The 12,314-nt window shown below is 60.5% G+C and carries 14 protein-coding genes; 2 read left to right on the top strand and 12 right to left on the bottom strand.

All coding sequences use genetic code 11. The features are described from left to right. The first annotated feature begins 209 nt into the window (after nucleotides 1–209). Nucleotides 210–500 (top strand): hypothetical protein, encoded by a 291-nt coding sequence (locus tag H8K11_12420; protein MCS6264552.1) that lies wholly within the window; start codon nucleotides 210–212, stop codon nucleotides 498–500. A 182-nt stretch (nucleotides 501–682) separates the two neighbouring features. Here the strand turns inward: H8K11_12420 and H8K11_12415 are convergent, their stop codons facing one another. Continuing rightward, complete coding sequence (locus H8K11_12415) at nucleotides 683–901, bottom strand: BrnA antitoxin family protein (GenBank protein ID MCS6264551.1); 219 nt, start codon at nucleotides 899–901, stop codon at nucleotides 683–685. A gap of 3 nt (nucleotides 902–904) precedes the next feature. Next, nucleotides 905–1,189, bottom strand: a complete 285-nt coding sequence (locus H8K11_12410) for a BrnT family toxin (GenBank protein MCS6264550.1) — start codon at nucleotides 1,187–1,189, stop codon at nucleotides 905–907. Between the two features lie 110 nt (nucleotides 1,190–1,299). On the opposite strand from H8K11_12410, the gene H8K11_12405 reads away from it, so the two are divergent. Further along, a complete protein-coding gene (locus H8K11_12405) occupies nucleotides 1,300–1,488 on the top strand; it encodes a hypothetical protein (protein ID MCS6264549.1) in 189 nt (62 codons plus the stop codon). A gap of 54 nt (nucleotides 1,489–1,542) precedes the next feature. Here the strand turns inward: H8K11_12405 and H8K11_12400 are convergent, their stop codons facing one another. The 10 genes from H8K11_12400 to H8K11_12355 form a co-directional block, all read right to left on the bottom strand. Continuing rightward, on the bottom strand, nucleotides 1,543–2,808 hold the full coding sequence (locus tag H8K11_12400; GenBank protein MCS6264548.1) for an MFS transporter: 1,266 nt from the start codon (nucleotides 2,806–2,808) through the stop codon (nucleotides 1,543–1,545). Between the two features lie 92 nt (nucleotides 2,809–2,900). After that, on the bottom strand, nucleotides 2,901–3,743 hold the full coding sequence (locus H8K11_12395; GenBank protein ID MCS6264547.1) for a formate/nitrite transporter family protein: 843 nt from the start codon (nucleotides 3,741–3,743) through the stop codon (nucleotides 2,901–2,903). Next, entirely contained in the window at nucleotides 3,740–6,463 is a 2,724-nt protein-coding gene (gene fdhF / locus H8K11_12390) for a formate dehydrogenase subunit alpha (GenBank protein ID MCS6264546.1), read from the bottom strand. Before fdhF ends, H8K11_12395 begins: the two co-directional genes overlap by 4 nt. Before the next feature lie 101 nt (nucleotides 6,464–6,564). Then, on the bottom strand, nucleotides 6,565–8,061 hold the full coding sequence (locus tag H8K11_12385; protein ID MCS6264545.1) for an SLBB domain-containing protein: 1,497 nt from the start codon (nucleotides 8,059–8,061) through the stop codon (nucleotides 6,565–6,567). Between the two features lies 1 nt (nucleotide 8,062). Beyond that, a complete protein-coding gene (locus tag H8K11_12380) occupies nucleotides 8,063–8,533 on the bottom strand; it encodes an NAD(P)H-dependent oxidoreductase subunit E (protein MCS6264544.1) in 471 nt (156 codons plus the stop codon). 182 nt (nucleotides 8,534–8,715) lie between these two features. Continuing rightward, nucleotides 8,716–10,086 (bottom strand): hypothetical protein, encoded by a 1,371-nt coding sequence (locus H8K11_12375; protein MCS6264543.1) that lies wholly within the window; start codon nucleotides 10,084–10,086, stop codon nucleotides 8,716–8,718. After that, nucleotides 10,070–10,294 (bottom strand): DUF2934 domain-containing protein, encoded by a 225-nt coding sequence (locus tag H8K11_12370; GenBank protein MCS6264542.1) that lies wholly within the window; start codon nucleotides 10,292–10,294, stop codon nucleotides 10,070–10,072. Before H8K11_12370 ends, H8K11_12375 begins: the two co-directional genes overlap by 17 nt. Before the next feature lie 30 nt (nucleotides 10,295–10,324). Continuing rightward, nucleotides 10,325–11,260 carry a universal stress protein gene (locus tag H8K11_12365; GenBank protein MCS6264541.1) on the bottom strand — a complete coding sequence of 312 codons (936 nt, stop codon included), beginning with the start codon at nucleotides 11,258–11,260 and terminating at the stop codon, nucleotides 10,325–10,327. A 3-nt stretch (nucleotides 11,261–11,263) separates the two neighbouring features. Then, complete coding sequence (locus H8K11_12360) at nucleotides 11,264–11,692, bottom strand: cupredoxin domain-containing protein (GenBank protein MCS6264540.1); 429 nt, start codon at nucleotides 11,690–11,692, stop codon at nucleotides 11,264–11,266. 12 nt (nucleotides 11,693–11,704) lie between these two features. Continuing rightward, on the bottom strand, nucleotides 11,705–12,205 hold the full coding sequence (locus H8K11_12355) for a universal stress protein (protein MCS6264539.1): 501 nt from the start codon (nucleotides 12,203–12,205) through the stop codon (nucleotides 11,705–11,707). Nucleotides 12,206–12,314 lie beyond the last annotated feature (109 nt).

The following is a 12,314-nucleotide window of genomic DNA, read 5'->3' as shown; positions in this document are numbered from 1 at the left end:
TACATCTCCGTCGGACCCACAGCCCCGCGGTTTGACAGACTGGACCCCATCCGTTTAGCTTACGCCCGATTTCTGAGGAATGGAACCCTCACCCGGACTTGAGAGCAGCCTCGGCAGGCTTCGGTCTTAACGCCTCGCGGCGGCATGCATGAATGATCCGGACCGGCTGATTCGATCGCACTGGTTCGACGGTAACGGAAGGAGCCCCTATGTTCGTGTGGAGTAAACGCCTGGTGACAGCCCTCCTGGCAGGGTTCGTCCTGCTGATCGGAGTCTTTCTCATTCAGGGAGAGCCGGAATCAGCCAGCGGCTTGAAGATTCACACCACCCGCTGGATGGCCGTGAACTACATCGGCCTGCTGGTGTGGGTCTTTATCTGGATGTTCGATCAAGCCCGCGTGCGGGGGAAAAACGTGTTGCTCTGGCTGCTGCCGTTCGCGCTGGCACCCCTCCCGACCCTGATGCTGTTCATTTTGTTTTTACAGAGGAAGGTGAAGTAGGAACAGGATGCTGAAATTGTGCTGGTCTGAACCCAGAGGGAACCTCCCTTCCCCATTTCAACACCAATACGGTTTCCAGCATCCCGCTACAGTATGGAAGGGCTCGCTACGTACACAGTCGGTGAGGGACAACTGCTCCTTGACCGTGAGCTCGGTTCGCACGTGCCCAAGGTCATTCTGATTTACGATGCCCACCTCAGATCAAGTTTCTTCTGATTCAGCGCGCAATCTCGCAGATACAAATTGATGAGATTCTGGTATGGGATGCCGATTTCGTCGGCCAACCCCTTGAAATAGGCCACAGTCGATTTATCCAACCGAATGGTGATGGGTTGCTTCAGTTGCCCGCGGTACGGATTGCGCTGCCCCTTCATCTTTGAAAAATCATATTCCGCCCTCATACGTCACCTCTCATAATGCTCGCCCTCCTGTCTTGTCGCTTTTCTAGCTGAAATAATCCGGATGACAGCGTCACGTTCTCGATAGCAGTGGCAGACGACCAGGATGCGTAGCGTGAAACTCAGGCCCAGCATGAGAAATCGATCTTCGTCTTTCGAGTGATCCGGGTCGTAGAATCGCAGCGCATGGTCGTCGAGGAACACAGACTGTGCCTCCTCGAACGAGACACCGTGCTTTCGAATATTCTGTCGGTTCTTCTTCTCATCCCATTCAAAACGGATATCACCCATGCGTACAGTGTACATATATTCAGTGCATGGTTCAATCCGTGCCTCAATGATCCGTCAGCTAACAGCTAAGGAACCTGAGCATTCAGGGAGAGCCGGAATCAGCCAGCGGGTTGAAGATTCACACCACCCGCTGGATGGCCATGAATTACATCGGCCTGCTCGTGTGGATCTTTATCTGGATGTTCGATCAGGCCCGCATGCGGGGGAAGAACGTGTTGCTCTGGCTGCTGCCGTTCGCGCTGGCACCCCTCCCGACCCTGATGCTGTTTATGTTGTTTTTACAGAGGAAGGTGAAGTAGGAGGGGGCACCGTAATAACCTGCCGATCCCTATGCTGATCGCAGTGTCGAGCTGTCAGCCGGGAACCTCAGTTCCCTCTCTCCCTGCATTCAACTCCGCATGCTGCGTCACCGGCTTGCGGAGCACCCACAGCACCCATAAGCCTGGCAGCGCGGCGAGAAAGGTCACGAAGAAGAAGGGTCCCCACCCGGCGAGCCCTACCAGCTTCGCAGCGGGCCAGCCGAGAAAAACCCGTCCGAGGGCTTCAACCGAAGACAGTAGCGCGAACTGAGTCGCCGTATAGCGGTGATTGCAGAGCGACATAACCAGCGCCACGAAGGCCGCCGTGCCCATGCCGCCGGTGAGGTTCTCAAATCCGACTGCGAACGCCATCACGGCGTAGCTCTTCCCCACCCAGGCCAGCCACAAGAACGACAGGTTCGACAGCGCCTGTAACAGCCCGAAGACCATCAGCGAACGAAAGAGGCCTAACTGCGGCATCAGGCCGCCGCCGATGAACGCGCCCAGAATCGTCGCACCGATACCGAATGCCCGAACCAGGCCGATGTCTTCCGACGAAAATGCCATCCCGCGCAGCAGGAACGAAGTCGTCAATGCGCCGGCAAAGGCGTCGCCCAGTTTGTAGAGGACGATCAACCCCAGCAACGCCAGCGCCATGGGGCGAGACAAAAATTCAGACAGTGGTCCCCAGACCGCCTCCGACATCGACTGCGGGGCCGCCCTCGCCGCCTCCGGTTCCGGGATCATTAAGATCGTGACAATTCCGAGCGCCATCAACCCGGCCATGCAGAGATAGGCTGAGGACCATCCCAGACGCGCCGCAACGATCAATGCCAGTGAACCGGACGCCATCATCGCGACGCGATACCCCATCACCCAGGTGGCCGCGCCCAACCCTCGCTCATCCGGTTTCAACAAGTCAGTGCGATAGGCATCGAAGACGATATCTTGTGAAGCAGAGAGAAAGGCGACACCCAGTGCTAATGCGGCAAAGATCTGGGCGCCCGAGCCTGGACCGATGAAGGCCATTAGCGTCAGTGCCAGTGCAAGACCCGTCTGCGTGACGATCATCCAACCACGGCGGTGCCCGAGCCAGGGCGGCACGATGCGATCCATCACCGGGGCCCAGAGAAATTTCAACGTATAGGGAAGGCCGACGTAGGCGAACAGGCCGATCGTGGTCAGATCCAGGCCAGCCTCGGTGAGCCAGGCTTGCAGCGTTCCACCCGTGAGGGCCAGCGGCAACCCGGAGGCAAACCCCAGGGGCAGCATGATGCCGAGACGTGGAGTGAGAACGGCGCGCAGGGTCGCTCTGTTCATGAGATTGAAGGAGACCGGGAGATCACGAGGTGCAGCATACCACCGCCACGCATCTCCTGCGCATCAGAATCGAGAATTTTAAGCGAAGTACGTTATGAGGCAGGCTCCGCCCGGAGGTACACAAACCAATAGACCAGCGCGACCAGGACCGTTCCGCCGATGATGTTGCCGATGGTCACCAACAATAGGTTGGTCACGGCATCCATGACGGACAAGGGTGCGACCCCACCGGCGGCCAGTGCGATGCCCAGCGGCAGAAAAAACATGTTGGCCACGGAATGTTCAAAGCCACAGGCCACAAAGGCCGTGATCGGGAACACAATGGCGAGGATTTTATCCGCCACGCTCCGCGCTCCCATACACAACCAGACCGCGAGACAGACCAGCACGTTGCACAGGATCCCGCGGGCAAAGGCCGAAACCGGATCCAGCGCGATTTTGCTGCGCGCGATCTGAACCATGGTTTCCCCGACAGCCCCGTCTGCCAATGTCTGCACGCCCGCGAGCAGGACCAGCATCGCCGTCCCGCCGGCGCCGAGCAGGTTCCCCAGATACACCCATACCCAATTCCTCACCACCTGCCGCGTCTGCACACAACCAACGGCCCAAGCCATGGCGATAAGGTTATTCCCAGTGAAGAGTTCCGCACCTCCCACGACCACCAGCACGAGTCCCAGACTAAATGTCACCCCTCCCGCCACACGCAACAGTCCGAACGGCAGCGCCGGACCGCTTTTCCCGGACGTCATCGTCACGGTATAGAAGAGCGCACCCAACGAAATAAACGCGCCTGCCAGCACGGCTAACGCGATCATGGTCGGCACAGAGGTGGTGACCTTGGCGAGCCCCACCTTGCAGACACGCGCCGCAATCTCAGGAGGAGGATAGGCGTCGGCAACAGGATTGGCGGCGGCAGGAGTGGGCTCTGTGGTCATGTGATCAACATCACATGCATAGGGGTGGAGGAAGCTCCAGCCGTCAGCACTTTCTCGATTCGCACCGTCGAGACTTTGTACTCCGGGCATTTCGAAGTCTCATCGGCACTGGAGGAGAGCAAGACGTTCAGATCCGTGTCGGGGAAGTGAAAACTCGTGAACAGTTCCCCCGATTGCACCCGGTCGCTGACCATGACGGGCAGTTTGGCTTCGCCGCGTGCGCTCACGAGCCGGACGATGTCGCCATCGTGCAGATCCAACCGCGCCGCGTCGGAGGCGTGTATTTCCAACACATCAGTATCGACCACCTGCATGATTCCCGTCCGTCTGGTCTGGGCGCCGCAATTGTAATGCTGCAGAATACGCCCGGTGATAAGCACCAGCGGATAGGTCTCCGTCGGCGACTCCCCCGGCGGCAGATAATCGACCGCCACAAACTGCGCCTTCCCTTTTGGAAACGATCGCTCGTGCATCAACGAGGTGCCGGGATGCTCCTTTGACGGCACCGGCCACTGCAGCCCTTCCGCCGCCTCCAAACGGTCATACGAAACGCCGGCAAACATCGGTGCCAGCTGCGCAATCTCATCCATGATGGCGGACGGATGTCCGTACCACATGGGATAGCCCATCCGCGCGGAGACTTCACAAACCACCTGCCAATCGGGCAGGACGCCGTCCGGTGGTTCTACCGCTTTTCTGATGCGCTGGATACGCCGCTCCAGATTAGTGAACGTCCCGTCTTTCTCCAGGAAGGAGGCGCCCGGAATCACCAGATGGGCCAGCTTCGCCGTTTCGCTGAGAAACAGGTCCTGCACGATGAGGAACTCCAGATTCTTGAGCGCCGCATGTACCTTTTTCAAATTGGGGTCTGTCTGGGCCACGTCATACCCGATGATCCAGAGGCTCTTGAGTGTGCCGGCCAGCGCCGCATCCCACATGGCCGGCGTCTTCATCCCACGCATCGTCGGCAAAGGTCGCCCCGTGATAGCCAGATGCGCAGCCGCCAGTTCGGGATTGTCGAACGGTTGATAACCGGCAAAGTAGGTCGGCAACGATCCGACATCGCAGGCACCCTGCACATTGTTCTGCCCCCGTAACGGGTTGATGCCGGTGCCCGGCTTGCCGATATTGCCGGTGGCGAGCGCCAGATTCACGAGCGCCATCACGCCATGGCTTCCCCAGCGATGTTCGGTCATGCCCAGACCATGCACCGCCATCGATCCGCCGCTCGTGGCATACCGGCGCGCCGCTTCGGCAATCAGATGAGCCGGAACCCCGGTGACCTTCGATGTGACCTCCGGCGTGCAGGACTCTACCCCCCTCACCCACTCTTCAACGCCCTGCGTACGGTCGCCCACAAACCCCTGATCGATCAGGCCTTCCTTTACGATGATATGCCCAAGTCCGTTCAAGAGCGCCACGTTCGTGCCGGGATGCATTTGCAGGTGGAGATCCGCGAGGCGGGCCAGTTCGGTGCGCCGGGGATCGATCACGATCAGTGCGGCGCCGCGCCGTACGGCCTGTTTGATACGCGCGCCGACCACCGGATGCGATTCCGTGGGGTTGGCCCCGACCACGAGGATCAACTTCGCCAGATCCAGATCCTCAATGGAATTGGTCGCCGCCGACGCGCCGATCGTGTCCATCATGCCGGTCACGGTGGCGCTGTGGCAGACTCGCGCGCAGTTGTCGATATGGTTGCTGCCGACTACGCAGCGCATGAATTTCCCGAACAGATAATTTTCTTCATTCGTGCCGCGGCTCGATGAAATCGTCGCCAGCGCATCGGGCCCATAGGTGTCTTTCAGACGACCCCACTCGTGTGCGATGCGGTCCAACGCATCCGGCCAGGAAATCTCCACCCACTTGTTGCCCTGCCGGAGCAACGGCACGCGCAAGCGGTCCGGCGCATAGTTGTACGTCCAGCCGAATCGCCCCTTCATGCAGGCATGCCCCTGATTGGACGGGCCGTCATCGGCAGGCACCATGCTCACGACGTTGCCGTCGCGCACTCCGGCGTCGAACGCGCAGCCGACACCGCAATAGGCGCATGTAGTACGCACAGTCCGCTCGGGCGGCCCCTGCTCGACGACGGTTTTTTCCATCAGGGCCCCGGTGGGACATTCTTTCACGCAGGCACCGCAGGAGACGCAGTTCGAGGACGCAAACCCGGCTGCCTCCCCGACTAACGCCGCAGCCCCCGCGACCGGCCGGCTCGCGAAGCCGCGATCGAGCATGGTCAGCGCATGAGTCCCTTGAATTTCGTCGCAGGCGCGCACGCAGCGGGCGCAGGAAATACAGGCCGCATTGTCAAAGGTGAAAAAGGGATTGGATCGATCGACCACATCCTCCCGGTGGGAAGGCTGCGGATACCGGACCTGCCGGAGTCCCAGCGACTTGGCCAACCATTGCAGGGATTCCGGAGCCCGCTCCCCGGCCGGTTGCTCGGACAAATAGAGTTCGACGATGTTCCGTCGGAGCCGGTTCAGCCGCTCGCTCTCCGTGTGGACCACCATGCCCTCGCGCACCGGAGTCGTGCAGGCGGCAGGCAAGCCGTTCTGGCCCTCAACCTCGCAGAGGCAGAGGCGACAGGAGCCGAACGGAGCCAAATGGTCCGACGAGCAGAGCCCGGGAATGGCAATCCCGGCCTTTTTCGCCGCGCCGTAAATCGTGTCTCCCGAAGACGCCAGCACCAGACGCCCATTAATTTCCAACTTCACCTGGCTAGCTCCGTATCTCGTCATTCGTCTCTCGTAGCTCGTGAACAGCGCTTCACGAGAGGCGTTTCATCTTTCGCATTTGACGTTTCACGCCTGACGTTTCACGTCCTTAGCTTCGCTCGAAACTCAGCCGGAAAATGTTCGATTGCCGTCAGCACCGGATAGGGTGCCCGCCCACCGAGGGCACAGAGACTGGCGACCTTCATCGTGTCGCCCAGATCGTGAAGCAGCGACAGGTCCTCGATGGTGCCGCTCCCGGCCTGAATCCGTTCGAGAATTTCACGACCCCGCACCGATCCGATGCGGCAGGGCGTACATTTCCCGCAGGATTCGTCGGCGGTAAACGCCATAAAATGCCGCGCCAGATCGACCATGTCGGTCTCATGATCGTAGACGACGATGCCGCCGTGCCCCAACACCGCGCCGGCCTTCGCAAAGGCGTCGTAACAAATGGGAATGTCCATCTGGGAGGCCGGAAAGAGACTTCCGAGCGGTCCCCCCACCTGCACGGCCTTGAAGCGCGATCCGGGCGCCATGCCGCCGCCGAATTGCTCCAAAACCTGATGCAGACTCAATCCGAACGGCACCTCGACCAACCCGGGATGTTTCACCCGCCCGCCGAGTTGTAATGCCATGGTGCCGCGGGACTGCTCCGTGCCGAGCGCCGCATGCCAGGCGCCGCCGCGCGAAAGGATGTTCGGGATCGTCGCAAAGGTCAGCACGTTGCTGACGATGGTCGGTCGCCCATACAAGCCGGACTGCGCCGGATAGGGAGGTCTCGCCCGTACCACACCCCGCTTCCCTTCCAGCGATTCCAGGAGCGCCGTTTCCTCTCCACAGACATAGGACCCGGCACCTTCCACCACTTCGATCGGAAACGGTTCGCCGTCCAACTCCAACAACTCCGCTTCATCCGCCTTCTGGATGGCCGCCCGCAACGTCTTTGCAGCCGCCGGATACTCCTGCCGGCAGTACACGTATCCGCGGCCGGCCCCGATGGCCCTGGCGCAGATCAACATGCCCTCGAGCAACCGGAACGGATCGCCTTCCAGAATCATCCGGTCGCAGTAGGTTCCCGCGTCGCCTTCGTCGGCGTTGGCGACCACATACTTTTGGTCGGCCCTGGCCTGTTGCGCCACCTTCCACTTGTTCCAGACCGGAAAGGCCGCGCCGCCACGGCCACGCAACTGCGACACCCGCAGTTCTTCGATGATCGCATCCGGACCGATCCGTAAGGCCGTCTCCAGGCCGGACAGGCCGCCGCGCGCCTGATATTCATCGAGCGCCAAGGGCTCCGTCTCGCCGAAGTTGGCAAATGTGAACCTGGTTTGCTGGGCAAGAAAAGGAAGGGATCGCACCGGAGTGCCGTCTGTGCCGGAGAGAATGAGCGGTAGATCCTGGGCTGTGACATTGAACCAGGCGACGCGGCCGGCGGGGCTATCGCGTTCCACCATCGGTTCCAGAAAGAACGCGCCGCGCGAGGAGATGCGAATGAGTTGGACCTCGGGATGTTCCGACCAGGCATCGGCCAGCACACCCGCTCCCGCGGCCCTCGCCGACGTATCGTTGGACAGGTAGAGTCTGGTGACCGTACGCATGTTACTTGTACCGCTCCAGCAACGTATCAAGCTGCGAGGGCAGCAGGCGGCCATAGAGGTCGCGATCGATCATGATCGTCGGGGACACCGCGCAGTTGCCGGCACAAGACATGGTATCGAGGGTAAACTTTCCGCCCGCGGCAGTTTCGCCCACGTCCACACGGAGACGATCCTGCAATTCCCGCAGCAGCCGTCCGCAGCCGTTGGCGTAGCACGATTCCCCCATGCAGACACGGATCAGGTGCCGGCCCGGATGCGTCAGGCGTAAATCGGGATAATAGGAAAGCACCCCGGCGACTTGCGCGGTGGTAGCGCCCAACGCATGGGCGATCTCCGACACCGCTTCTGTCGGCACATGCCCGAGTTGCTCCTGCAGGGCCAGCAATGCCTTGAGAACATTGGGCGGCTCACTGCGAACCTTCGCGAGAATGGACTTCACCTGCTCATACATAGGTGCGCTCGGTCCACGCATTTCGTATCTCGTCGCTCGTATCTCAATGCGGAACGGGAGCCAATAGCGTATTGCTTATGGCGAATAGTTGGGACCGATGGTAACGCGCGGCGCTCTACCTTCATCCATGAGCCATACGCTGTACTTTCCCGCCATCAGCTATCCGCTCGGCTGCCTGCCGAGATACGCTTCACGAATCAACGTCAGCAGAGCCCCACATGTGCGCGGAGCTTGTTGTAATCGAAGGCCGGGATACCGCTCCGAAGGAGCCCGAAATCATTCCGTTCCATCTCGTCGATCAGCGCCGCCACCTGAGTGCGCCCGGTCTGGGTCGTCATCACATGGCGAGGAGTTTCACCGCCGACTGCGGGAGACTCACGGTCGGCCCACTCGAGATAGACGGTTTCCAGAAAGGCATTCATCAAGGTGCGATCTTCTTCATCCGTGACCACCACCGTCAACGGCTCTGCGGCGGACAACTCCGCCTGCGTCACCTGGCGCATCGGCGGTTGAACCGCTTCACCGCGGAAGTGCAACGAAAACCCGAAGGCGGCCGCCAGACTATGTTTGACCGTATCGAGCCGCTCCCGTGAGTCACATTCGAGAAACAGTTCCGTCGCCGTCACGGTCACCCTAGCCGTCGGGCTTGCTCCCGCCTCTGCCTCATTGTTCCCCTGAACGAAGCGCCGAAGCTTTCCTGAACCCGTCGCACCGGCGGAACGAACCGGAGCCTCCTCTTTCCACCCCTCCAGCTCAGCCATCCCTCCGGCGATAAACGTGAACTCGTGATGTTCGTACAGGGCCATGACGTAGAAGTAGGGGGCGCCCGCAGTGGTCCGATACCGAATCTCGCTCACCGCCTCGACCAGCGCCGCTAAGCGCATGCGCGCGAAATTCCGCAACAGCAGATGCCCGAACCGTTTGGCGAATTCCGGCCAGTCGCCCAGCTCGAATGAGCCACCGACGACCTCCATCTCTCGACGTTCTTCACCGGTCGTCTCGTAGAGGGCCTTGGCATCCTCCGCCGACAACATCAAGACCGGCCCAGCCGGCACAGCCAAAGCACTTTCAGGATCACCCGGCTCCCGAACGAGCCTCGTGAACAACACCTGTCCGCTTTCTGCGTCCGGTCCGAGGCTGTCGGCCGGCACCTCGTATACGCGCCCGTTTCCGATCGACCGTAGACTCCGCCGTATCTTTCCGATCTCCTGCGGCAGCAATTCGACGAGATCCATGTAGGAATGTTTGAGCGGATCCAGCCACACCCGCTCCTCCTCGGGAATGTGTTCAGTGATGACATCACGCAGCTGCTCGATCAGGGTCAGCTGGCCGTCTTCCGGGTAGAAGTCTGCATAGAGCAGCAAATCGGCCAGCCCGACTTCTTCCGGCAACGGGGACAGGGGAGCCTGGTTACCCAGCTCAACATACACTTGCAACGCGCGCGTGAAGGCAATCCGCCGCTGCTGGGCAAACCCCGGCGTCATGGACAACCGATCCAGCCGCATCAGTATGATGTCCAGTTCCTTCGTCACCGGCACCGATCGCCCGAGGACCCGTTCATTCGCGAGCTTCATGAATCTCCTCCATGACGGCCGCTTCCGCATCCAGCCAATCCTGAAGCGCGTGCCCTTCCCGGCATCCCCGATCTCGCCACAACTCAAAGGCTTTCTGATTGATCCGTTCCCACATGCCTTCCGGCAGCTCGATCGGATTCGTCACGGAGGGCCGGACTACCCGAGCCTTCGATTGCGGAGCGGACGGCTTTTTCACTTTGGGCTTCATGGGGAGACTCCTTTACGACATCCCGACTGATTATGCTTCCCCGAGAGGCACGACACGGTGGTAGTCCGCGCCGAAATTGAACTGACGCACCGTGAGCACAGGACAGGGCGCGTGGCGCAGCATCGCGCCGGCAATGCTGCCGACGAGGACATGGGAGATGCCACGCCGTCCATGCGTCCCCATGATCATCAAATCGTACCCTTGCTGGGTGACATAGGATGCGATCGAATCTGCGGGCAGTCCCGGTTTCAAGACATGATCGACTTGAAGCCCCTGCGCCTGCACACAGGCGACCAGCACGGTAAGGCGTTTCTCCAGATAAGTCCGCTGCTCCTTCCACTCCTTGGCATGACTCAGACTGAAATCCAATCCATACGCCACCGGCTCCATGGCATGTAAAATCGTGATCGACGCTCCGAACGGTTTGGCAAACTGGACGGCATATTCCAACGCATCCAGCGAACAGGCCGAGAGATCGATGGGCACCACGATTCGTTTGATATTCGCCATCGCGGGGACAGCCACACCGCCCTTGTCGGCCTTCACCGCCAGGACCGGGCAAGGCGCCATACGGACGACCCGCTCCGCCGTGCTGCCGATCAGGACATGGTCCAACCCGGTGCGCCCATGCGTACCGACCACCAGCAGGTCCGCGCCAATAGTGTGGGCGACCGTCTGGACCGCCTGGCTCGGAATGCCGGTTTCAATGCGCACCGTCACCGGCTGTCCGGCCACCTTGGCGCGTGCCTCCACCCCCGCCAGCTGACGGCTGGCCTCGGCGCGCAAGTGATCCAGGTACATCTTGTTGACGGTATAGTCCGGATCCATCCCCGGATAGAGCTCCAGGACCGTCATCACACAGAGCTCCGCCTTCCAGGCCGACGCCATCGCCAAGGCATACCCCATAGCCCGATCCGCACAGGCCGAAAAATCCGTGGCAAAGAGCACTCGCTTGATCAGGGTCATAACTTAGACCGCCTCCACGTTCAACAGGAGCAGTTCGCCCTTCATGTTCGGATGAATGGAACAGCGGAACTCATGCCGGCCCGGCCGCTCCATGGTGAAGCGAACGACGGCTTCTTTCTTCGCATCCAAAAACAATCCGCCGATCTGCTTGCCATACGACACGATCCCGCCGGACTCGACGCGCGTCGGAATGCCGTCGAACATGGTCGACCCAAAATCGTGGCGCACCTGATCCTGATTGACGATGGCAATGACCGTCGCCACCCCCAGCCGGAGCGGCACCTGTTTGGTGACAAACACGGAGTCCTTGATCGTCACTTCGATCCGCTGCTCCGCCTGCGCGCCACCCTGCGAACAGAGGGCCAGGACAAAACAAGCCGCCAGCCAGACCCGTCCTCCGCTCAACAAGCCCGACACCTTCCTCACACCCATAAATGACCTCCTTTATAGACTCTTGCCCGTTTTCACTTTGGCCCGTTTCGTGGGAAGCGGCACGGTCAGCACCGGACAACCGGCCGTCCGGACAACCTTCTCCGCCGTGCTGCCGAAGAAAATCTTATCGACCCCGCCGATCGCGCCCCCGTAACTTCCCATGACCACCAAATCGACCCCCTCCACCCGAGCCGTACGCGCAATTTCCTCGAAGGGGGAGCCGTCCGCAAGCACCCGGCGGATGGTCACCCCCTTCGCGTCGTCTCGGGCCAGCAGTTGCCGGGCATTGAGACGGGCGAAATGATGCAACTGCTTTTTCTGTTTCGCGGCTTCAGTGGCAGGGGCCAGCCCGAGGCGATTCAGCGCGTCCAAACTCTTGGTATCGACGACATGCAGCAGGAGCACTTCCGCTTGATACGATTTTGCAAACGAAAGCGCAAGCCGGAAAGCTTCTTCGGAGCAGGGAGAAAAATCCACCGGCACGAGGATTTTCGTAAACAGACGATCGGCCATTACACCTCCGCGCAATACTCCTGCATCCACCACCGATCATCAGCAAGGCCGATGCCATGCAGAAGGGAGCGGGTGGCATATGGCTCATGGCTCACGGAACAGAGGATTT

The sequence above is a fragment of the Nitrospira sp. genome, from assembly GCA_024998565.1.
Lineage (GTDB): Bacteria > Nitrospirota > Nitrospiria > Nitrospirales > Nitrospiraceae > Nitrospira_A.
Note: the sequence above shows the minus strand (reverse complement) of the source record. Positions and strands in the feature narration are given on the sequence as shown.